The organism is Mesorhizobium sp. M1E.F.Ca.ET.045.02.1.1 (genome assembly GCF_003952485.1).
Classification (GTDB): Bacteria; Pseudomonadota; Alphaproteobacteria; order Rhizobiales; family Rhizobiaceae; genus Mesorhizobium.
In genome coordinates this window covers 973,765-996,734 of record NZ_CP034447.1, presented here as the reverse complement: position 1 = coordinate 996,734, position 22,970 = coordinate 973,765, and the positions used below count along the sequence as shown (strand labels likewise).

Below are 22,970 nucleotides of genomic sequence, written 5' to 3'. Positions count from 1 at the left end.
GGAAGAGGATCACTCCGCCGCCGGCGCCAGCGCCCTGACCCTTGCCATCATCGAGCGCAGCACGGCCGGCTTCAGCGGCTTGTTGACCACCGGAACGTCGAGCCGGCCCGCAGCAGTGCGCACCTCGCTGGAACGGTCGGCGGTGACCAGCACACAAGGCAGGTCCTGGCCATAGGCGGCGCGCAGCTTGGCGATCGCGTCGAGCCCGGTGCCGCCGTCGAGATGGTAGTCGGCAAGCACGATATCGGGCCTTCGCGCGCCCGGCCGCAGCAGATCGTCCGATCCGGAGGCCGTCTCGACGCTGCAGCCCCAACCCTCGAGCAGCAGCCGCATGCCATCGAGGATGCGCGCGTCGTTGTCGATGCACAGCACGTTCAGCCCGGCAAGCGTGGAGGCCGCGCGTGCCGGCGGCTTCCCGACCTCGCGCGGTGGCGCCGCGACCGCCGCCACCGGCAGGATCACGGAGAAGCGCGTGCCCTTGCCGGGGTTCGAGTAGATGCGGATTTCGAGCCTCAGCACCCGGGCGATACGGTCGACGATGGAGAGGCCGAGGCCAAGCCCTTCCGCCTCGCGCGCACCTTCGTCCAGCCGCGTGAATTCGTGGAAGACCGTGTTCAGCTTGTCGCCGGCAATGCCGATGCCGGTGTCGATCACCTGGATCTCGGCCAACTCGCCGCGCCTTCTGACACCGACGAGGATGCGGCCCTCGCGCGTGTATTTGATGGCGTTGGAAACGAGGTTCTGGATCAGCCGCCGAAGCAAGTTGCGGTCCGTCATGACGCCGAGCGATGACGGCATGATCTCGAGTTCCAGCTTCTTTTCGGCGGCGAGCGGGCGAAAATCGTTGCCGATCTGGCTGAGCAGCCCGCCGAGGCTGAAGGCGGTGTCCTCCGGCTTCAACGCGCCGGCGTCGAGCCGCGAGATGTCGAGCACGGCGCCGAGGATGGTCTCGACCGATTCCAGCGAGGACTCGATGTTGATCGCCGCCTTGCCGGCCGGCCCCTTGCCGGCCTTCTCGATCAGCGACGAGCAATAGAGCCGGGCGGCGTTGAGCGGCTGCAGGATGTCGTGGCCGGCGGCGGCGAGGAAGCGCGTCTTGCTGAGGTTGGCTTCCTCGGCCAGCATCTGCGCCTGCGCCAGTTCCTCGTTGACGCGGGTGAGCTCCGCAGTACGGCTCCTGACCCGCTGCTCCAGCGATTCGTTCGCCCGCTTCAGCGCCAGGTCCTGCTCGACGCGGCCGGAAATGTCGGCATAGGTGGCGACGATGCCGCCGTCGGGCATCGGGTTGGAGCGCAGTTCCAGGATGCGGCCGCTGGTCTTCAGCTCCATCTGCCAGGGGCTGACGAAGCTGGTCAGCCGGTTGAGCATCGCCACGCGCTGGTCGGCGGGGATGTCGCCGCGCTCGGCGAGATGGCGCAGAATCTGGTCGAGCGAGACGCCGACCTGGCCCATCTCGTCCGGCAGGTCGAACAACGCCCGGTATTGCCGGTTCCAGCAGATCAGCCGGAAGTCCCGGTCGAAGACCGTGATCCCCTGTTCCATCTGGTCGAGCGCGATCTGCAGCAGGTCGCGATTGTGCTGCAGCGCCTCGGTGGCGTCGTCGAGCAACCGGAAGGCATCCTTGGAATCGCGATCGTTGCGGCGGAAGAGCAGCGACATGATCAGCCGCGCCGAGGACGAGCCGACCGCGCTCGCCAGCAATTGCTCCGAGAAGCGGATGACGTCCATGCTGGCCTGTTCCTTGCCATGCAGGGAGACGTTCGCGTTCTTCTCGAAGGACTGGAAGGAACGCTCGGTGCGCTCGACGCCGAGATAGCGGGAAATCGTGTCCTTGAGGTCGTTGACGGTGACGGCGGTGCGGAAGCGGCGCAGGCTCGGCATCGGGCCTGCCTCGCGCGGCACGAAGATCGCCGCCTGGATGCGCTCCAGCGGCACGGAAGCCCGGGACAGCGATCCCAGCACGAAGAACAGCGTGTTGATCGACAGGCTCCACAGCACGCCGTGGTTCAGCGGCTCGCCGACCGTGCCGAACAACGCTTGCGGCCTGAGCGCCTCGAAGCCGAACAGGCCATGGACGACGATATCGGAGCCGGGACCGACGAGCGAAGGGAGCAGCAGCGTGTAGCCCCAGACCGCGATGCCGGCGACCATGCCGAGCGCGGCGCCCCGGCCGTTGGCGCGGCGCCAGATCAGCCCGCCGATCAGCGCCGGCGCGAATTGCGCGATCGCGGCAAACGACATCAGTCCGATCGAGGACAGCCGCGCGCTGTTGGTGCTCTCCCGGTAATAGAGGAAAGCGATGAACAGCATGATGAAGATCGACGCCCGCCGCACGTTGAGGATCAGCGTCGACCAGTCCTCGTTCTGCGAAGAGGTGGTCTTGAGCAGCCGGCGCACGAACAGCGGGATGACGAGGTCGTTGGAGATCATGATCGACAGCGCCACGCTCTCGACGATGACCATTGCGGTCGCCGCCGACAGGCCGCCGATGAAAGCGGCCATGGCGAGCACATCATGGCCGCTGAGCAGCGGCAGCGACAGCACGTAGAGGTCGCTGCTCGTCTTGGTGCCCACCAGCGACAGGCCGGCAAAGGCGATCGGCAGCACGAACAGGTTGATCGCCACGAGGTAGAGCGGGAACACCCAGGTCGCGGCGCGCAGTTCCGCCTCGCTGCGGTTCTCGACGATGGTGACGTAGAACTGGCGCGGCAGCATCAGGATGGCAAAACCGCTCAAGGTTGTCAGCACCAGCCAGGTGGCCAGAGAGGTGTTGTAGCCCATGGCCTCGCGCACCTCGGCATTTGCGGCGAGCGTCGCCAGCATGTCGCCGGGGCCGCCGAAGATGAGGAAGGTCACCATCAGGCCGATGGCGAGGAAAGCGGCGAGCTTGACCACGGTTTCGACCGCCACCGCCAGCACCAGCCCATCCTGGTGCTCGGTGGCGTCGGCGTGGCGTGTGCCGAACAGCACCGCAAACAGCGCAAGCAGCATCGCGACCACCAGCGAGATGTCGCTGACGAACGGATCGAAGGAAGGCGGCGATCCGGTATAGTGTTCGATCATCAGGCTGACCGAGCCTGAGATCGCCTTCAGCTGCAGCGCGATATAGGGCACGGCGCCGATCGTGGCGATCAGCGTCGCGATCGCCGCGACGATGAAGCTCTTGCCGTAGCGGGCGCCGAGGAAGTCGGCGATCGAGGTGATCTTCTCGCTTTTCGCCAGCCGTACGATGCGGTTGAGCAGCGGGAAGCCGAACACGAAGACCAGCACCGGTCCCGTATAGATGCCGAGGAATTCGAGGCCACGCTCGGAGGAGAGGCCGACCGAGCCGAAAAAGGTCCAGGAGGTGCAGTAGATGGCGAGGCTGAGCGCATAGATGAAGGGCCGCGCCCGTCCGAGCCCGGCTGCCACCGAGCGCCGATCGCCGACGCTGGCGATGGCAAAAAGCAGCGTCACATAGGCGATCGCGATGATGACGACGAACCAGCCTTGCACGGTTCGAACTTCCTCCCTGACCGATGCTCCACACCGGTTCGGCTAGACGCAACCACAGCTTGGAGCCCGAGTCCATCGCGGCTTTCGCCGCATATGTGCCTGACGGCGCGGCTTAAACACAAACCGGGATTTCGCCCTTTTTCCGGTTTTGCAACCGGGGGTTTTTGTTATTGTGATCTTGGGTCGGCGCCGGAGAGCCGGGGCGGCAGCGCGGCCGGTCATGGCTAGGAGGGTCGAATGCTGAAAGAGTTCCAGGAATTCATTTCCAAAGGCAATGTGATGGACTTGGCCGTCGGCGTCATCATAGGCGCTGCTTTCGGCAAGATCGTCGACTCGCTGGTCAACGACATCATCATGCCGATCGTCGGGGCGATTTTCGGCGGTCTGGACTTCAACAATTATTTCTTTGGTTTGTCCTCGAACGTCCATTCGGCTGCGCTGGCCGACGCTAAGAAAGAAGGCGCCGTTTTCGCCTATGGCAGCTTCATCACCGTTGTGCTGAACTTCCTGATCCTTGCCTTCATCATCTTCCTCATGGTCAAGGCCGTGAACAATCTGCGCAAGCGCTTGGAGCGTGAGAAGCCCGCCGCTGCGGCGGCACCGCCGCCGGCCGATGTCCAGCTTCTGACCGAAATCCGTGACCTTCTCGCCAAGAAATAACCCTTACAGATACTCTGGACCAAAACCCCGGCCGCTTGCGGCTGGGGTTTTCTGTTCGGCGATCTGGTAAGAGCGCGGAAAAGACGACCACGGATTTGCCCATGACCTTGATTCAGACCCTGCGCGCCGAAGCCCGCGCCGCACCCGAAAGCGGCATTGTCGCCGTCGTCAACCATGGCCGCCTGCGCGAAGGCCTGATCCCGCTCTGGGCCGGCGAGGGTGACCTGCCGACGCCATCCTTCATCAGCGATGCCGCCGCCCGCGGTCTCGCCAATGGCGAGACCTTCTACACCTGGCAGAAGGGCATTCCCGAGCTCAGGCAGGCGCTCGCCCGCTATTACGCCAGGCATTTCGGCAAGCACTTCGCCGAGGAGGAGTTCATCGTCACCGCTTCCGGCATGCATGCCATCCAACTTGCCATCGACGCGATTGCCGGCAGCGGCGACGAAGTGATCTATCTGTCGCCGGCCTGGCCGAATTTCGCTGCTGCCGCCGGGGTCGCCGGTGCCGTCCCGGTTGCGGTCGTGCTCGATCGGTCCGGCAATGGCTGGTCCTGCGATGTCGAGAAGATCGCGTCGGCCATCACGCCGCGCACCAAGGCGCTGTTCATCAACACGCCGTCAAACCCGACCGGCTGGACCGCCGACAGGGAGACCCTTCAAGCGATCCTCGATCTCGCCCGCGCGAAGAACCTCTGGATCATCGCCGACGAGATCTATTCGCTGTTCCACTATGGCCATGGCCGGGCGCCGTCCTTCCTCGACGTCGCCACGGGCGAAGACCGCATCCTGTTCGTCAACAGCTTCTCCAAGAACTGGGCGATGACCGGCTGGCGTGTCGGCTGGATCAAGACCCATCCCGCGCTGCAGCAGGTGTTCGAGAACCTGATCCAGTATTCGACCTCCGGCGTCGCTCAGTTCATGCAACGCGGCGCGGTCGCAGCGCTTGACGAGGGCGACGGCTTCATCGTGAGCCAAGTGGAACGGGCACGCGCTGCGCGCGATCTCGTCTGCGATATCCTGGGTGCCACCGGCAAGGCACGCTTCACCGTGCCGCAAGGCGCTTTCTATCTGTTCTTCACGGTCGACGGCATCACCGATTCCCGCACCGCCGCCTTCGACATCGTCGACAACGCCAATGTCGGCCTGGCGCCCGGCACGGCCTTCGGCCCCGGCGGCGAGGCCTTCCTCAGGCTATGCTTCCACCGCCGCCTCGATCAGCTCGAGGAGGCGGCAAATCGCCTGGCGAAATGGATGAAGACGGTGTGAGGCAGGCGGCTTCAGCCGCCTGACTTCGGCACCAGCAAAGGAACGATGCGGTCGCTCTTGGCGAGGACGGGACGGCCTGAGGTGGCATAGGGAATGCCGAGCGCATCCCAGGTCTCGACCAGCGCGTCCTGCAATTCGGCGATCAGCGCGTCGGAATGGAAGGGTGTCGGCGTGATGCGCAGCCGCTCGGTGCCGCGCGGCACCGTCGGATAGTTGATCGGCTGGATGTAGATGCCGTGGACGCCGAGCAGGCGGTCGCTGGCCATCTTGCACAGCTCCGGATCGCCGACCAGCACCGGCACGATGTGGGTGGCCGATTCCATCACCGGCAGCCCGGCCGCGGCGAGCACCTGCTTGGTCCTGGCTGCCTGGCGCTGCTGCGCGTCGCGCTCGGCCTGCGAGCGCTTCAGATGCCGGATCGAGGTGGTGGCCGCCGCCGCGATCGCCGGCGGCAGCGCGGTGGTGAAGATGAAGCCCGGCGCATAGGAGCGCACGGCGTCGATGACGGCGCTGGCGCCGGCGATGTAGCCGCCCAGCGTGCCGAAGGCCTTGGCCAAGGTGCCCTCGATGATGTCGATGCGGTCGGCCAGCCCCTCGCGCTCGGTGATGCCGCCGCCGCGCGCCCCGTACATGCCCACCGCATGCACCTCGTCGATATAGGTCATGGCGTTGTAGCGCTCGGCGAGCTCGACGATCTGCCGGATCGGCGCGATGTCGCCGTCCATCGAATAGACGCTTTCGAACACGATCAGCTTGGCGCGCTCGCGGCCCGCCGCCTGCAGCAGGCTTTCCAGATGCGCGACGTCGTTGTGGCGGAAGATCTTCTTCTCGGCGCCCGAGCGCCGCACGCCCTCGATCATCGAGGCATGGTTCAACTCGTCCGAGATGATCAGGCAGTTGGGCAGGAGCCTGGCAATGGTCGAGATCGAGGCCTCGTTGGAAACGAAGCCGGAGGTGAAGACCAGCGCCGCTTCCTTGTCGTGCAGGTCGGCCAGCTCATGCTCGAGCTCGACCAGCGGGTTGGAGGTGCCGGAGATGTTGCGGGTGCCGCCGGCGCCCGAGCCCATCTTGCCGGCCGCGGTCTGGAAGGCGGTAATCACATCGCCGTTCTGGCCCATGCCGAGATAGTCGTTGGAGCACCAGACGGTGATTTCCTGGGCGCGGCCGTTCGAGCGCCAGATGGCGCGCGGGAACTTGCCCACGATGCGTTCGAGATCGGCGAAAACCCGGTAGCGCCGCTCCGCATGGAGCTGGTCGATCGCGTCTTCGAAGAACCGCTGGTAATTCATGTCGGCTTCCCAATTTTGCGCCGGATCATAGTCACCGGCCTGATGCGCGTCCACCGGACCAAACCGGTCAAAATGCCACGCCCCGGGCCTGTTCCTAACGCTGCCGGATCGTGGCCTATTCCTCCAGGATGTGTGAACGAGGGTGTGAACCAGTTTTGTTTCGGTACGATGCCTCGGGCGGGAGGAACTGTTACAGACTTAACATTCAGGGAGGCTAATGCATATCGCCCAAAAGTGCACAGCGGTTTTGGGGGAACGACATGCATCAAAACAAAACTTAAAGCGCGTCGACTGTATCCATTTCGACGCGCTTTAATGGGCTTGCGGCGGGGTTTCCAGCACGGTGGCTGTTGAGACAGTTTCCGATAAATCTTGATCAGCGAGGTGGATGATGACGGTTTTGGTAACAGGCGGTGCCGGCTATATCGGCAGCCACATGGTCTGGGAGCTTCTCGACGCCGGCGAAAGCGTCGTCGTGCTCGACCGGCTTTCCACAGGCTTCGAATGGGCGGTGGCGCCCGAGGCGAAGCTCGTCGTCGGCGACGTCGCCGACCGTGAGCTGGTCGGCCGGATCATCCGGGAAAACAAGATCGACGCCATCATCCACTTCGCGGGCTCGATCGTGGTGCCGGAATCGGTCGCCGATCCGCTCGGCTATTACGAGAACAACACCTGCAAGACCCGCACGCTGATCCAAACCGCGGTACGTGAGGGCGTGCCGCATTTCATCTTCTCTTCCACTGCCGCCGTCTATGGCGGCGCCGGGCTGGAACCGGTGCGCGAGGACGCGCGCCTGGCGCCTGAATCGCCCTATGGCCTCTCCAAGCTGATGAGCGAATGGATGCTGCGCGATGCCGCCATCGCGCACGATATCCGCTACACGGCGCTGCGCTACTTCAACGTCGCCGGCGCCGATCCGAAGGGCCGCACCGGTCAGTCGACGCCGGGCGCCACGCATCTGATCAAGGTCGCCTGCGAGACCGCGCTCGGCAAGCGGCCCTTCATGCAGGTCTTCGGCAACGACTATCCGACGCCGGACGGCACCTGCATCCGCGACTACATCCATGTCAGCGATCTCGCGGCGGCGCACCGGCTGGCGCTGCAGCGGCTGCGCGAAGGCGGCGAGAGCCTCGTCGCCAATTGCGGCTACAGCCACGGCTATTCGGTTCTCGAAGTGATCGAGAGCGTGCGCCGCGCCTTCGGCCATGATTTCGATGTCCGCATGGGTGACCGCCGTCCGGGTGATGCCGCCGCAGTCGTCGCCAATTCCGAGCTTGCCCGCAAGGAGTTCGGCTGGGCGCCGCAGCGCGACGACCTCGACCAGATCGTCAAGGATGCGCTGGCCTGGGAGCGCATCCTGACGGGCAAGAACTCCGTTCGAAACTGACCTGTTGGGCCAAGGGCTCGTCTGGTCCGTTTAGACGCGGTATTGAGGCTCATGCAGTGGTGCGTAAACGCGCGCTGTTGGAATGATCCTTGAGGGACGGCATGAAGGTTTTGGTGCTCGGGGCGGGCGTCGTTGGCACGGCGGCCGCTTACTATCTGGCTAAAGACGGCCATGAGGTGACGGTCATCGAGCGCCATGAAGCGGCGGCGCGCGGCACCAGCCAGTCGAATGCCGGTCTTGTCTCGCCAGGCGACGCCACCGCCTGGGCTTCGCCCGCGGCGCTGAAGACCTTCCTGCGGGCGCTGTGGAACCACGACCTCGGCATCAAGGTCAGGCTGCGCCTCGATCCCTATTTCTATGCCTGGAGCCTGCGTTTCCTGCGCGAATGCACGGCGACGCGCCTGCGCGCCAACACCGACGTCAAGCTCCGGCTCGCGCTCTATTCGCGCGATTGCATCAACGCGCTGTCGGACGCGACCGGCATCCAATACGACGAGCGCAAGAAAGGCATCCTCTACTTTTTCCGCTCGCAGAAGAGTTTTGACACCGGCGCCGACAATTACCGCTATCTCGGCGAGCACGGCCTGCCGATCGAGATCGTCGGCCGCGACCGTCTGGCCGAGCTGGAGCCGGGCCTCGCCGGCGTGAAGGGCAAGATCGCCGGCGGCATCTATTCGCCGATCGACCAGACGGGCGATTCCAAGCAGTTCGTCGACAAGCTTGCCGCCTACGCGGCCGAGAAGCTCGGCGTCAGATTCCTGTTCGGCACGACCGTGCAAGGCCTCGATATCGAGGGCGATCACGTGCGCGCGGTGATGACCTCGGCCGGCCCGGTTACAGGCGACGCCGTCGTCATCTCCATGGGACCGGAAAGCGGCCTCATCGGCCGCCGCTACGGCATCGACCTGCCGGTCTATCCGGTGAAGGGTTACACGGCGACCATCCCGCTGGAGGACGAGAGCAAGGGCCCGACCATGGGCGGCGCCGACGAGGACCGGCTGATCGGCTATTCGAGGCTGGGAAACCGGCTGCGGATGTCCTCGACGGCGGAATTCACCGGCTTCGACCGCGCGTTCAAGCCTCGCGATTTCAGAACCATTCTGGAGACCGGCAAGGACCTTTTCCCCGGCGCCTTCGACGAGAAGAAAGCTGTATTATGGGCAGGCCTGAGGCCGATGATGCCGAATTCCGTGCCCATCTTCGGCCAGGCGAAATACCGCAACCTCTATCTCGATACCGGCCACGGCCATCTCGGCTGGACCATGGCCTGCGGCTCGGGAAAATTCCTGGCCGACCTCGTCGCCGGCCGCAAACCTGAGATCGATCCGCAGGGGCTGCTTTACGCCAATTGAGGGCAATCATCTTAGCAGTGATAACTTGCGGCATGTTTGGCGAGTCGCCAATTGCCGAGGCAGGCGCTGCCCCTCATCCGCCTGCCGGCACCTTCTCCCCGTTAAGTGACGGGGAGAAGGGGGCTAGCCGAAACGGCTGCGCACTGTTCTGCATCGCTGGCGATTGGCGAAATCGTCGAGACAGCGTCTTTCTCCCCGTCACTATACGGGGAGAAATGCCCGGCAGGGCAATGAGGGGCGGCGCCGACCGTCAGATAATGGCAAGCATCTGGGCGCAGATCATGTCCCGACGACCTGCTGCCACGATCGCGCGTAATCGTGCCAAGCCGGATCGGCGGATGGTTCGGTCAGCTCGCCTTCGCTCATGACGTTAGCGCTATCCGATGCGAGCAGCGCCGCGCCGATGCTGGTCCCGGTCGATGTCTCCGATGCGATGACCGGCCTGCCTGTCGCTGCCGCCAGCATGCGGATGAAGAGCCGGTTCTGGGCAAAGGGCCCCTCGACCGTCGTCGGTCCGTCGCCGCCGATCAGCTCGAGGCAAGTCGCGGTCATCAGCGCCAGATAGAAGGAGATGGCGACGAAGCGCTGGCCGGCGCTCAACGCCTCGGCATTATGCCATTGCGCGGCGCGATGCGGAAACGGTCCGGAGCCCTGTTGAGTGGAAGGCAGCAGCAAGGCCTGTCGCGCAAGCACGGCGGCGACATCGTCCTCGTCCCAATCCACCGGCTGGCCCCCGGTCAACAACGAGAATTCGCGCCCGCCCATGAAGCGGGCCGAAGGCACGGGGTCGCCGAGCGCGTTGACATTGACCAGCGTGTCGCGCGCCGGGTCGAGCTCGACCTTCCTGCCGCCGACGGCCATCGACACCACCCAGGTGCCGGTCGAGACGACGGAAAAAGGCGGCCGATCGGACAAAAGATGCGGCAGCAGCGAGGCGTTGGAGTCGTGCAGGCCGCAAAAGACGGGAGTCGCGGGGTCGAGTCCGGTCTGTTGCGCGATCGCCTGCAGGATCGGCCCCAGTCGGTCTCTTGCCGGCCGCACCGGTGCCATCAGCTGGCGCCAGCCCATCTGGTCGACCAGCGACGAATAGTCGGCCTGCCAGGGGTTCCAGAGATCGGTATGGCAGCCGAGCGATGTCACTTCGTTAGCGGCGACACCGGTAAGCCGCAGCGCCCAGTACTGCGGATACATCAGGATCGCGGCGGCGCGCGCGAACTCGGCAGGAAAGCGCTTCTGCTGCCAGAAGAGCTGCGCGCCGATGTTGAGGCCGGCCGGCAGGCGCGGCGTGCCCGTCTCGGCAAAGGGCGGACGGACCGCATCATAGTTCTGCGCAAGTTCATCGGTGCCGGTGAATTCATAGTCGATCGCCGGAAGCGCAAGCCCGCCTTCGGCATCGACCAGCACCGCGGTCGCGCCATGGGTGGTGATCGAGATGGCGTCGATGGGCTGCTCGCGGTGGAGGTCGGAGAGGCTTTCGAGGATGAAGGCCCACAATCGCTCGACATCGTGATGCGGGTAGGGGCCGTCCGCGATGACGGCATTGGCCGTGCGGCGAAGCGCTACTTCGGCCATGCGCGCGAGGTCGACCAGCGCCAGCTTGGCGTTGGTCTTGCCGATATCGATGACGGCGACAATCATGCCATATGGAACATTGTTTCCAGCGGCACCGCCACCGGCTCGTTGTCGGGTTTGGTCTCCATGACGTCGGCCATATGCGCCCACCAGCGCTGCATCACCGGATGCTTGGGCAGATCGGCCATGCCGTGATCGCTGCTGCGCCACAATACCCCGAACAGGATGTTGGTCTCCTCATCGAGATGGATCGAATAATCGGAGACGCCGGCCTGCTTCAAAAGCGCGACCAGCGACGGCCAGATCTCTTCATGGCGCCGCTTGTATTCGGCCTTCATGCCGGAGTTGAGCTTCATCTTGAAGGCGTATTTCTCCATCAGGCGAAGCGTCCTTCGCGCAGGCGGCGCCACACGATGGGCAGCGCGATCACGATGATCAGCAATAGCCCGATGAAGATCGACATGACGATGCCCGGCACGTTGAGCAGGCCGAGTCCGAACGTCACCAGCCCCATGATGAAGGCGGCGAGCACGACGCCCAAGATGCTGCCAGCGCCGCCGAGGATCGAGACACCGCCCAGCACCACCATGGTGATTGCTTCCAGCTCATAGCCCTGCGCGATCGAGGGCCTTGTCGAGCCGAGCCGCGAGGTGATCAGCACCGAGGCGATGCCCGACATCAGCCCGGTCAGGCAGAACAGGATGAATTTTATGCGGCCGACGCGCACGCCGGAGAACTGGCAGGCGACCGGATTGTTGCCGATGGCAAAGACCTTCCGGCCAAAACTCGTGCGATGCAGCACGAACCAGTAGATGAGCGCCGCGACGAGGAACAGCGCCAGCTCGAACGAGAAAACCCACCAGACATAGCCCTGGCCAAAGAACGCAAAGCTCTCCGGATAGCCCTTATAGGCCTGGTCGCCGAGGATGATGAAGGCGATGCCGCGGAACAGGCTCATCGTACCTATGGTGACGACGATGGAAGGCAGACCGAGCCGCGTCACCAGCAGCCCGTTGAAGGCGCCGCAGCCCAGCCCGACAACGACGCCGATTGCCACCAGCACCGGCGTGCCGGCGCCGGACTGCACCGCCATGCCCATCATGGTCGAGGCGAGCGCCACGATCGCCGCGACCGAAAGATCGATCTCGCCGGAGATGATCAGCAGCGCCATGGCAAGCGCGATCAGGCCCTTTTCTGTGAAGTTGAAGGTGAGGTCCGACAGCGACCATGGATCAAGGAAATAGGGCGAGGCGAAGCTGTTGACCGCGAAGATGAGAACCGCGATGACGACGAGCAGCGCCTCCCAAGAGAAGATCGCGGAAGAGAGCGGCTTGTCGAGCCGGTCCGGTATGCGGCGTGGGTGAGGAGTGTCGCTCATGCCGCTTCCGCCTTTCTCAGGATGATGCGGCCCTGCCGGCGCTCGCCGCGCGCGTTGAGCACCACGGCCAGGATGATGGCGCTGCCCGAGATCGCCATCTGCCAGAAGGGCGAGATGTTGATGACCGGCAGCGCGTTGGAGATGATGCCGAGAAACAGCGCCCCTAGCACCGCGCCGCCGACCGAGCCGATGCCGCCGGCGATCGAGATGCCGCCGATCACGCAGGCGGCGATGATGTTGAGCTCATAGCCGTTCGCAACCTCGACCGAGGCGATCACATAGCGCGAGATCCACAAGTATCCGGCGAGCCCGCCGATCATGCCGGAAATGCAGAAGACGATGAACTTGGTGCGGCCGACATCGATGCCGGCATAGACCGACGCGGTCGGATTGACGCCGATGGCATGGATCGAGCGGCCGATCTGCGTGCGCGTCATCACCAGGAAGAACAGCGCGATGACTATGATAGCGATCCACGACAGCACCGGCAGGCCGAGGAAGGCGGCGCGCTGGAAGTTGATGAAGTCCGGGCTCATCTGGTCGGCATTGACCCAGGCGCCGCCGGACACGACGAAGGTCGCGCCGCGATAGATGGTCAGCGTGCCGAGCGTCACCACGATCGAGGGGATGTTCAGCCGCCACACCAGGAAGCCATTGATGGCGCCGAGCACCAGCCCGACGAACAGTGCGATGGCGATCAGCACCGGGATCGGGATCGCCGGATGCGCGGCGTTGAGCATCGCCACCACCATGCCGGTGAAGCAGAGGTTGGACGCCATCGACAGATCGATCGAGCGCGTCAGGATCACCACCATCTGTCCCAGCGCCAGGATCATCAGGATCGAGGTGTCGTTGAACACCTGGCGCAGATTGGCCGGGTCGGCAAAGCCAGGGAAGCGCGTGGAAATCAGGCCGATCAGCACGGCGATGCCGGCAAGCAGCCAGATCTCGCGGTATTTGAGGAAGTTCTTCATGCCGCGATCCCCGCTGCGGTTCGCACCAGCGTTTCGGCGTCCAGCCCCTTGTTGTCGTAGACCGAAGCGATGCGGCCCTCGCGCATGACCACGACCCGGTCCGACATGCCGAGGATTTCGGGCAGCTCGGACGAGACCATGATCACAGACAGGCCTTGCGCGACGAGCTCGGCCATGAAGCCGTGCACGGCGGCCTTGGAGCCGATGTCGATGCCTTTGGTCGGCTCGTCGAGGATGATCACTTTGGGCGTCGTGGCCAGCCATTTGGCGATGACCACCTTCTGCTGGTTGCCGCCGGAAAGCGTGCCGACGTCCTGGCTGAGCGATGAGGCGCGCAGATCGAGCCGCTCGGTGTAGGAACGGGCAAGCGAGAATTCTTCCGCGAGCCTCAGCACACCGGATTTCGAGGTGCGCGCAAGCGAAGGCAGCGATACGTTCTGGAAGATCGGCAGGCCGATGACCACGCCCTGCTTGCCGCGCTCTTCCGGCACATAGACTATGCCGGCCTCGATGGAATCAGCCGCTGATTTCGGCGCGATTGAGTTGCCGTCCAGCGAGATGGTGCCTCGGCTGGTGCGGGTGATGCCGGCGATCGCCTGCATCACCTCGCTGCGCCCGGCGCCGACCAGCCCGTAGAAGCCGAGGATCTCGCCCTTGCGCAATTCGAAGCCGATGTCGTCGAACTCCGTCGGATGCGACAGGCCGGAGACCGCGAGCACCGGCGCGCCGATCTTCGGCTTGCGCTCAGGGAAAATGTGGTCGACGTTGCGGCCGACCATCATGCGCACGATCTCGTTCTGGCCGGTGTCCTTGAGCAGGCCTTCGCCGACCATCTCGCCGTCCCGGAAGACGGTGTAGCGGTCGGCGATGCGGTAGATCTCATCGAACTTGTGGCTGATGAAGAGCACCGCCTTGCCTTCGCTCTTCAGGAATTCGATCAAGAGGAAAAGCTCTTCGATCTCCTTCATCGAAAGTGCGGCGGTCGGCTCGTCCATGATGACGATGCGCGCATCGATCGACATCGCGCGAGCAACGGCAACGAGGTGCTTGTTGGCGATGCCGAGGTCCTTCAGCCGCGTGTCGGCATCGATATGGCCGGCGCGCATCGTCTCCAGCACCTCGCGCGCATCTTTGCGCATCGTGCGCCAGTCGATGGTGCCGAGGCGGGTGCGCGGCGCATGGCCGAGGAAGATGTTTTCGGCGACCGATAGGTCGTCGAACAGCACGGTCTCCTGATGGATGGCGGTGATGCCGTGGCCGAAGGCGGCGTGCGCGCTGGGCAGCGTCGTGGCCTGGCCGTCGATGCTGATTTCGCCGGTGTCGGGTTGGTAGATGCCGGTCATGATCTTGACCAGCGTCGACTTGCCGGCGCCGTTCTCGCCGATCAACGCCGTGACTTGTCCGGGATAGAGCGACAGGCTGACATTGTGCAGCGCGCGCACGCCCGGGAAACTCTTGGAAATGCCTAACAGCGTCAGGCGCGGAGCCTTACCCTCCCCCTTGTGGGGAGGGTCGCGAACGACGTGAGCGGGGTGGGGGTTGTCTAGCATATCAAGTTAAGGTCCTGGTGCATGGAGATGTCGCCACCCCCCACCCCGTCTCGCCGGCTTTGCTTCGCAAGACCGTCTCGCCGACCCTCCCCACAAGGGGAGGGTACTGGCGTCCGAGATCAATAGATCTTGGAGAACTTCTCGATGTTGGTCTTGTCGAACTGGAAGGGCGGAGCCATCGCAGCCGAGTTGGTGTCGTCGAGCGTCACCTTGCCGACGCGGCCGATCGACAGCGTGGCGCCGGGCTTGGCCTCTTCCTTCTTCACTGCGAGGTCATGGGCCAGATAGATCGCCGAATAGCCAAGGTCGATCGGGTTCCACAGCGCCACCGCCTGGCTGGCGCCGTTGTCGATGAACTTCTTGAACTCGGACGGCAGCGCCAGGCCGGTGACGTTGACCTTGCCGATCAGGTTCTCATCGGTCACCACCTGCGCCGCGGCGACGACACCGACGGTGGTCGGCGCGATGATCGCCTTGAGGTTCGGATAGGACTTCAGCAGGCCCTTGGCTTCATCGGTGCTCTTCGCCGAATCGTCGTCGCCATAGACGGTGGCGACCAGCTTGATCTTCGGGAACTTCTCCGGCAGCACCTTCTTGGCCGCTTCGATCCAGGCGTTCTGGTTGGTCGCGGTCGAGGAGGCCGAGAGGATCGCGACGTCGCCGCCTTCCGGCAGGTAGTCGGCGGCGAGCTTGATGATGGTCTCTCCGATCAGGCCGGTGTCGGACGGGTTGAGGTGGAGTTGGCGGCCTTCCTTGGCGACGCCGGAGTCCCAGGAGATCACGGTGATGCCGCGATCCATCGCCTTCTTCAACACCGGCACCAGCGCGTCGGCGTCATTGGCCGAGACGGCGATCGCGTTGACCTTCTGCGCGATCAGCGAGTTGATCACCTCGATCTGCGCCTCGGCGGTCGCCTTGGTCGGGCCGGTGTAGATGACGTCGACGTCACCCAGCTCCTTGGCCGCTTCCTCGGCGCCCTTGTTGGCGGCGTCGAAGAAGCCGTTGCCGAGCGACTTCACGACCAGCGCGATCTTGACGTTCTCGGCATAGGCGGCATTCACGAACATGGCGGCGGAAAAGGCCGCCGTTACCAGCAGTTTCTTCAAAAAGCTCATCGAATATCCTCCCTTGAGCGTTGCATTCCATCGCCGCTGCGGGCGTGAGTTCACCTCAGGCCTGCAGTGAAGATTCTTCCTTGTTGCTTGACTGTTTGCTGGCGACGATCAGCGCCACGCCTGCTGTTTCCAGCATCTTGGCTTCGCGGTCCTCGACGCCGTCGTCGGTGATCACCGTTGCGATGCGCGACAGCCCGCACAGGATCAGGCTGGAGCGCATGCGGAATTTCGAGGAATCGACCAGCACCACCAGCTCGTCGGCCTGGTCGATCAGTTTCTGCTCGGCCTGGATCAAGAGCGGGTCGCCCTCCATCAGCCCGAGCGGTCCCAGGCCTTGAGCGCCCATGAACATGCGGCGCGCATAGAAATTGCGCGTCACGTCATTGTCGAAGGGCGACAGGATGATGTTCTGCTCGCGGTAGATCGTACCGCCCGACAGCATCACCGTGTTCTTCGAATGCTTTAGCAGGTGCTCGGCGATCGGGAAGGAATTGGTGAAGATCGGCATGCGGCGCCCGGTCAGGAAATGCACCATCTGGAAGGTGGTGGTGCCGCCATTGATGATGATCGGCTCGCCATCCTTGCAAAGGTTCACCGCTTCCCGCGCGATCGCACGCTTCTGCGCCGCGTTCAGCGTCTCGTTGACGGAAAAAGGCCGGCCGGCAAGGCCGATGAACTGCGGCGGCGAGATCGCCTCGGCGCCGCCGCGCACCCGGCGCAGGCGCTTTTGCACGTGGAGGGCCGCGATGTCGCGCCGGATCGTTGCCTCGGAGGAGTCCGTCAGCTCGACCATTTCCTGCACCGTCACCACAGGTTTTTCCTGGACGGCGGACAGAATGATCCTGTGGCGCTCTTTTTCGTGCATGGTTCCTCCCTGCCAGGCCATCAGGCACTAGAAAACGCGCAGTGTCAATCATTTCCGATCATATAATTTCATTGTGCAGTGCAATATGATCGATATTGATCGTTTGTGATTGACAAGCGGACCACTTGCGTAGACATTCCCGGCGAGAAAAGAGGAGCGCACGGTCCGCGCTTCAAGGGAGGATACCTATGCTCGACAAGCGCTCCGGCTCGCGCCTCGCCAATCTGTGGGACGATGCAAAAGCCGAAGGGATGAGCGGCCCCGAGCTCCTGGTCTATCGCTCGAACACGCTCGGCTCCGACAAGCGCGTCACCAACTATGGCGGCGGCAACACCTCGTCCAAGGTCTGGCAGAAAGACCCGCTGACCGGCGAGGAGGTGGAAGTCCTGTGGGTCAAGGGCTCGGGCGGCGACAGCGCCTCGATCAAGCTTGACGGTTTCGCCACCTTATACATGGACAAGCTGCGCTCCATTAAGGAGCTCTATCGCGGCGTCGAGCAAGAGGACGAGATGGTGGGCTATCTGCCCCACTGCACCTTCAACCTCAATCCGCGCGCCGCCTCGATCGACACGCCGCTGCATGCCTTCGTACCCAAGGCTTGCGTCGACCACATGCATCCCGACGCCATCATCGCCATTGCCGCCGCCAAGGATTCGAAGGCGATTACGAAAGAGATCTTCGGCGATGCCATCGGCTGGCTGCCGTGGAAGCGGCCGGGCTTCGAGCTCGGCCTGTGGCTGGAGAAATTTTGCCTCGAAAATCCGGACGCCAGGGGCGTCGTGCTCGAAAGCCATGGCCTGTTCACCTGGGGCGACACGCCGAAGGAGTGCTACGAAACCACGATCTCGGTGATCAACCAGGCGATCGACTGGTTCGAGCGCAAGTCCCAAGGCAAGGCGATCTTCGGCGGCGAGGTGGTGAAGTCGCTCGACGCGCCGGCCCGCCGCGCCATTGCCGCCAAGCTGATGCCGCGGATCCGCGGCCTCATCTCCGACAAGAGCCACAAGCTCGGCCATTTCGACGACCAACCGGCCGTGTTGGAATTCGTCAATTCCAGGGACCTGCGGCCGCTGGCGGCGCTGGGCACCTCCTGCCCGGATCATTTCCTGCGCACCAAGATCCGGCCGCTGGTGATCGAGTTCGATCCGAAGAACCCGGATGTCGACGCCGTCATCGCGCGCCTCGCCGACGACATCGCCGAATACCGTGTCGGCTACCAGGCTTATTACGACGCCTGCAAGCACGCGGACTCGCCTGCCATTCGCGATCCGAATGCGGTTGTCTATCTGATGCCGGGCGTCGGCATGTTCACCTTCGCCGGCGACAAGGCCACGGCGCGCATCTCCGGCGAGTTCTACGTCAACGCCATCAACGTGATGCGCGGCGCCTCGACCGTCTCGTCCTATGTCGGTTTGCCGGCGCAGGAAGCTTTCGACATCGAATACTGGCTGCTCGAGGAAGCAAAGCTGCAGCGCCTGCCGAAGCCGAAGGCGCTGGCCGGCCAGATCGCGCTGGTCACCGGCGGTGCCGGCGGCATCGGCCGCGCCACCGCCAACCGGCTGCTGCGCGAAGGCGCCTGCGTGGTGCTTGCCGATATCGACGAGGCGGCGCTCGCCAGCGCCAACGAAGAACTCTCGAAGGCTTATGGCAAGGACTTCGTCCGTCCGGTACGCATCGATGTGACATCGGAAGATCAGGTGACTGCGGGATTCGCTGAAACTTCGGTCGAATTCGGCGGCGTCGACATCCTGGTTTCCAATGCCGGCCTGGCCTCTTCGGCGCCGATCGAGGAGACGACGCTGGCGCTCTGGAACAAGAATATGGACATCCTGTCGACCGGCTATTTCCTTGTTTCGCGCGAGGCTTTCCGGCTGTTCCGCACCCAGAAGATCGGCGGCAACGTCGTCTTCGTCGCCTCCAAGAACGGCCTTGCCGCTTCGCCCAATGCCGCTGCCTACTGCACGGCCAAGGCGGCCGAGATCCATCTCGCGCGCTGCCTCGCGCTCGAAGGCGCGGAGGCGCAGATCAGGGTCAACGTCGTCAATCCCGACGCGGTCCTGCGCGGCTCCAAGATATGGAGCGGCGAGTGGAAGGAACAACGCGCCGCCGCCTACAAGATGTCGACCGACGATCTCGAGGAGCATTACCGCTCGCGCTCGATGCTGAAGCGCTCGGTCTTCCCGGAAGACATTGCCGAGGCGATCTACTTCTTCGCCTCCGACATGTCGGCCAAGTCGACCGGCAACATCGTCAATGTCGACGCCGGCAACGCGCAGAGTTTTACGCGGTAACTTTTACCCTCCCCCTTGCGGGGAGGGTCGGCAGGCAATCGCCGCGAAGCGGTGAGTGCTTGCCGGGGCGGGGGGACCCCCACCCGGCCCTACGGGCCACCCTCCCCACAAGGGGGAGGGTAAAGCCGCACTTTCGGGAGGAAACAGCAGTGTCCGAATTGATCATCTCGGCTGACGTAATCGAAAAGAGCAACGCCGCGCGAAAAGCCGACCTCGAGCGCGACTATGCCTCGCTTGGCGAGCGCCTGGACCGCTGCGGCATTGCCATCGACGCGATCCGCGACAAGGTCGAAGAATTCGGCGTGGCGATCCCGTCCTGGGGCGTCGGCACCGGCGGCACGCGCTTTGCCCGCTTTCCCGGCGCTGGTGAGCCGCGCGACATCTTCGACAAGATCGAGGACTGCGCCGTCATCAGCCAGCTGACGCAGGCGACGCCGACGGTCTCGCTGCACATCCCTTGGGACAAGGCCGACCCAAACCGGCTGAATCAGGCGGCGTCCCGCTTCGGCCTCGGCTTCGACGCCATGAACTCCAACACCTTCTCCGACGCCAGGGATCAGAAGCTCTCCTACAAATTCGGCTCGCTCTCGCATACCGATGCCGGCACGCGCCGGCAGGCTGTCGAGCACAATCTCGAATGCATCGAGATCGGCAAGACGCTCGGCTCGAAGGCGCTGACGGTGTGGATCGGCGACGGCTCGAACTTCCCCGGCCAGGTCAATTTCGCAAAGGCCTTCGAGCGCTATCTCGATGCGATGCGCGAAATCTATGCCGGCCTGCCGGCCGACTGGCGGCTGTTCACCGAGCACAAGATGTACGAGCCAGCCTTCTATTCGACCGTCGTGCAGGACTGGGGCACCAACTACATCATCGCCAAGGAGCTTGGCGACAAGGCCTACTGCCTGGTTGACCTCGGCCATCACGCGCCCAACGTCAACATCGAGATGATCGTGTCGCGGCTGATCCAGTTCGGCAAGCTCGGCGGCTTCCATTTCAACGATTCCAAATATGGCGACGACGACCTCGATGCCGGCTCGATCGATCCCTACCGGCTGTTCCTGGTCTTCAACGAGCTGGTCGATGCCGAGCTTTCGGGCGCGAAAGGATTCAATCCCGCGCACATGCTCGACCAGAGCCACAACGTCACCGATCCGATCGAGAGCCTGATGCTGTCGGCGGTCGAGGTGCAGCGCGCCTATGCGCAGGCGCTGCTGGTGGATCGCAAGGCACTGGAAGGGCTTCAGGAAGAGAACGACGCGCTGATGGCGACGCAGACACTGAAGGCGGCTTACCGCACCGATGTCGAGCCGATCCTTGCCATGGCGCGGCTCGGGACCGGCGGCGCCATCGATCCTGTCGCCGCCTATCGCGAGGCCGGCTACCGGGCGAAAGTGGCGGCGGAACGGCCGGCGGTCGCCAGTGGCGGCGGCGGGATTGTCTGAGTCCCCCTCTCCGGCCTCTTCGCGGCCACTTTCTCCCCGAGGGGAGAAGAGGCGGGTATCAGCATTGGGGACCTCCTCTCCCTTTGGGGAGAGGTCGGATTGCCCCGAATTGCTCTTCACAATTCGGTTGGCAATCCGGGTGAGGGGGCTCTCGCAGACGCTTCTTCAATTATTGTTGGACTAACGCGCCCCTACGGTCTTTCCTAGGCGTCCCCCACGCCCCTGGAGCCCCGCCATGCATCTCACCCGCCGAACGCTGATCGCCGTCAGCCTTTCGCTCACCTTCGCCTTCGCACAATCAGCAATTGCCTTCGCCGCTTCGCCCGCTCCGGCCAAGGGCGAGCATGGCATGGTGGTGACCGCCCAGCATCTCGCTACCGAAGTCGGTGTCGAGGTGTTGAAGAAGGGTGGCAACGCGGTCGATGCCGCTGTCGCGGTCGGCTATGCGCTGGCCGTCGTTTATCCGAATGCGGGCAATATCGGCGGCGGCGGTTTCATGACCATTCGCCTGAAGGACGGCCGCTCGACCTTCATCGATTTTCGGGAGCGCGCCCCGCTCGCCGCCACCAAGACCATGTATCTCGACAAGGACGGCAAGCCGATCAAGGGCGCCAGCCTCGACGGTTATCTCGCGGTCGGCGTGCCGGGCTCCGTGGCCGGCTTCGAGCTGGCGCGCCAAAAATACGGCACGCTCCCCCGGCAGGACCTGATGGCGCCGGCAATTGCCTATGCCAAGGACGGCTTCGTCCTCAACCAGGGCGACGCCGCTTCCTTCGCGAGCAAAGCCGACCGGCTGGCCAAGGATCCGGCCGCGGCAGCAATCTTCCTCAAGCCCGACGGCAAGCCTTACGCCGCCGGCGAGCGGCTCCCGCAGCCGGACCTCGCCGCGTCGCTTTCGGCGATTTCCGAGAAGGGACCAGACGCCTTCTACAAGGGCGCAATTGCCGACGCGATCGTCAAGGCAAGCGGTGCCAAGGGCGGCATCCTCGCCAAGGGTGATTTCGAGCAATATGCGGTGCGCGAGCTGAAGCCCGTGACCTGCTCCTATCGCGGCTACGAGATCATCTCCTCGCCGCCGCCGAGCTCGGGCGGCGTCATCATCTGCGAAATCCTCAATGTGCTCGAAGGTTATCCGCTGTCCTATCTCGGCGCCGGATCGGCCGAGACGGTCCATGTCATGGTCGAGGCCATGCGCCGCGCCTATGTCGACCGCAATTCCGCGCTGGGCGATCCGGATTTCGTCGACAATCCGGTCTCGAAGCTGCTCGACAAGGGCTACGCCAAGGACATCCGCGACAAGATCGATCCGTTCCGCGCCGGCGTCTCGAAGGACCTGATGCCCAAAGGGTTCGGCGAGTCGAAGGAGACCACCCACTACTCGATCATCGACAAGGACGGCAATGCGGTGGCGGTAACCTATACGCTGAACGGCTCCTTCGGTGCCGGCGTGGTCGCCGACGGCACCGGCATCCTGCTCAACAACGAGATGGACGATTTCACCCAGAAGCCCGGCGTGCCCAACCTCTACGGGCTCGTCCAGGGCGAAGCCAACGCCATCCAGCCGAAAAAGACGCCGCTGTCCTCGATGAGCCCGACCGTGGTCACCAAGGACGGCAAGCCGTTCATGGTCATCGGCAGCCCCGGCGGCTCGCGCATCATCACCATCACGCTGGAAGCGATCGTCAACGTCATCGATCACGGCATGAACATCCAGGAGGCGATCGACGCGCCGCGCATCCACCATCAATGGCTGCCCGACGCCGTCTATGTCGAGCCGTTTGGGCTCTCGCCCGATACCGAAAGGATGCTTGCCGGCATGGGCTACCATCTCGATCTTGCCGACCAGACCTGGGGCCAGGCGGCCGGCATCCTGGTCGGCGGCAAGAGCCTGGCCGAGATCGAGAAGGGCGGCGGCGCGCGCTACAACGGCGCCATCGACAGCCGCGCCGCTGCCGGCGAGGCGTTGGGTTATTGATTGATCAGGCGACCAACGTGATGGTCGAGGCGATCAGCAGCACGGCGGCGATGCCGACGAACAGCGCATAGATGCGCGGCCGGTCGAGCAGCAGCGCATTGCCCGAAATCCAGGCGGAGGTGGCGCCACCGAGCGCGAACAGGAAGCCGTTGCGGTGGCCGAAAGCCATCGACGCGGCCATCAGGCCGCCGATGATCAGCGCGCCGAATACGATGATGACGGCAACCGCGTATTTCTCGAAATCATTGCCCGCGCCCATCGCCGGCCCCATCGCATTGAGATTGGGCAGGTCATCGGGATCGTAGGGGTTGGCCGAGCCGTATTCGTCTTGACCGAGGGATTCGCGCATCATTCGTT

The 22,970-nt window shown here is 64.1% G+C and carries 17 protein-coding genes; 7 read left to right on the top strand and 10 right to left on the bottom strand.

Annotated features, from left to right (window positions below; all coding sequences use genetic code 11):
- Positions 1–9 precede the first annotated feature (9 nt).
- Positions 10–3,495, bottom strand: coding sequence for a NahK/ErcS family hybrid sensor histidine kinase/response regulator (locus EJ070_RS04630; protein ID WP_126090257.1), 3,486 nt, complete (start codon positions 3,493–3,495; stop codon positions 10–12).
- 237 nt (positions 3,496–3,732) lie between these two features.
- On the opposite strand from EJ070_RS04630, the gene mscL reads away from it, so the two are divergent.
- Complete coding sequence (mscL, locus tag EJ070_RS04625; RefSeq protein ID WP_059185060.1) at positions 3,733–4,155, top strand: large conductance mechanosensitive channel protein MscL; 423 nt, start codon at positions 3,733–3,735, stop codon at positions 4,153–4,155.
- 101 nt (positions 4,156–4,256) lie between these two features.
- Positions 4,257–5,423, top strand: a complete 1,167-nt coding sequence (locus EJ070_RS04620) for a pyridoxal phosphate-dependent aminotransferase (RefSeq protein ID WP_126090256.1) — start codon at positions 4,257–4,259, stop codon at positions 5,421–5,423.
- A gap of 11 nt (positions 5,424–5,434) precedes the next feature.
- On the opposite strand, the gene hemA is transcribed toward EJ070_RS04620, so the two are convergent.
- Positions 5,435–6,712 carry a 5-aminolevulinate synthase gene (gene hemA / locus EJ070_RS04615; RefSeq protein ID WP_126090255.1) on the bottom strand — a complete coding sequence of 426 codons (1,278 nt, stop codon included), beginning with the start codon at positions 6,710–6,712 and terminating at the stop codon, positions 5,435–5,437.
- Positions 6,713–7,103: 391 nt separating this feature from the next.
- Here hemA and galE point away from each other — a divergent pair, with 391 nt between their 5' ends.
- Together galE and EJ070_RS04605 are read left to right on the top strand one after the other, a co-directional pair.
- Positions 7,104–8,099: a UDP-glucose 4-epimerase GalE gene (gene galE / locus EJ070_RS04610; protein WP_126090254.1), complete on the top strand. Its 996-nt coding sequence runs from the start codon at positions 7,104–7,106 to the stop codon at positions 8,097–8,099.
- Between the two features lie 101 nt (positions 8,100–8,200).
- On the top strand, positions 8,201–9,451 hold the full coding sequence (locus EJ070_RS04605; RefSeq protein ID WP_126090253.1) for a D-amino acid dehydrogenase: 1,251 nt from the start codon (positions 8,201–8,203) through the stop codon (positions 9,449–9,451).
- Positions 9,452–9,730: 279 nt separating this feature from the next.
- Here EJ070_RS04605 and EJ070_RS04595 read toward each other — a convergent pair whose 3' ends face one another.
- From EJ070_RS04595 to EJ070_RS04565, 7 genes are all read right to left on the bottom strand, one after another.
- Entirely contained in the window at positions 9,731–11,089 is a 1,359-nt protein-coding gene (locus EJ070_RS04595; RefSeq protein ID WP_126090252.1) for an FGGY-family carbohydrate kinase, read from the bottom strand.
- Complete coding sequence (gene rhaM, locus EJ070_RS04590; RefSeq protein WP_189350378.1) at positions 11,086–11,400, bottom strand: L-rhamnose mutarotase; 315 nt, start codon at positions 11,398–11,400, stop codon at positions 11,086–11,088. The genes EJ070_RS04595 and rhaM overlap by 4 nt, the downstream gene beginning before the upstream one ends.
- Entirely contained in the window at positions 11,400–12,401 is a 1,002-nt protein-coding gene (locus EJ070_RS04585; RefSeq protein WP_126090251.1) for an ABC transporter permease, read from the bottom strand. Before EJ070_RS04585 ends, rhaM begins: the two co-directional genes overlap by 1 nt.
- Positions 12,398–13,375, bottom strand: coding sequence for an ABC transporter permease (locus EJ070_RS04580; RefSeq protein WP_126090250.1), 978 nt, complete (start codon positions 13,373–13,375; stop codon positions 12,398–12,400). Before EJ070_RS04580 ends, EJ070_RS04585 begins: the two co-directional genes overlap by 4 nt.
- Positions 13,372–14,925: a sugar ABC transporter ATP-binding protein gene (locus tag EJ070_RS04575; RefSeq protein WP_245464818.1), complete on the bottom strand. Its 1,554-nt coding sequence runs from the start codon at positions 14,923–14,925 to the stop codon at positions 13,372–13,374. The genes EJ070_RS04580 and EJ070_RS04575 overlap by 4 nt, the downstream gene beginning before the upstream one ends.
- Before the next feature lie 119 nt (positions 14,926–15,044).
- Positions 15,045–16,040: a rhamnose ABC transporter substrate-binding protein gene (gene rhaS / locus EJ070_RS04570; RefSeq protein WP_042637283.1), complete on the bottom strand. Its 996-nt coding sequence runs from the start codon at positions 16,038–16,040 to the stop codon at positions 15,045–15,047.
- Positions 16,041–16,095: 55 nt separating this feature from the next.
- The gene (locus tag EJ070_RS04565) at positions 16,096–16,905 is read right to left on the bottom strand and encodes a DeoR/GlpR family DNA-binding transcription regulator (RefSeq protein ID WP_126090249.1); all 810 of its coding nucleotides are present in this window, start codon (positions 16,903–16,905) and stop codon (positions 16,096–16,098) included.
- 188 nt (positions 16,906–17,093) lie between these two features.
- On the opposite strand from EJ070_RS04565, the gene EJ070_RS04560 reads away from it, so the two are divergent.
- The 3 genes from EJ070_RS04560 to ggt all read left to right on the top strand — a co-directional run bounded on the left by EJ070_RS04560 (position 17,094) and on the right by ggt (position 22,613).
- A complete protein-coding gene (locus EJ070_RS04560; protein WP_126090248.1) occupies positions 17,094–19,196 on the top strand; it encodes a bifunctional rhamnulose-1-phosphate aldolase/short-chain dehydrogenase in 2,103 nt (700 codons plus the stop codon).
- 149 nt (positions 19,197–19,345) lie between these two features.
- The gene (rhaI, locus tag EJ070_RS04555; RefSeq protein ID WP_126090247.1) at positions 19,346–20,638 is read left to right on the top strand and encodes an L-rhamnose catabolism isomerase; all 1,293 of its coding nucleotides are present in this window, start codon (positions 19,346–19,348) and stop codon (positions 20,636–20,638) included.
- Positions 20,639–20,873: 235 nt separating this feature from the next.
- Entirely contained in the window at positions 20,874–22,613 is a 1,740-nt protein-coding gene (ggt, locus tag EJ070_RS04550) for a gamma-glutamyltransferase (protein ID WP_126090246.1), read from the top strand.
- Between the two features lie 4 nt (positions 22,614–22,617).
- Here the strand turns inward: ggt and EJ070_RS04545 are convergent, their stop codons facing one another.
- Positions 22,618–22,965, bottom strand: a complete 348-nt coding sequence (locus tag EJ070_RS04545; RefSeq protein ID WP_245464817.1) for a hypothetical protein — start codon at positions 22,963–22,965, stop codon at positions 22,618–22,620.
- Between the last annotated feature and the right edge of the window lie 5 nt (positions 22,966–22,970).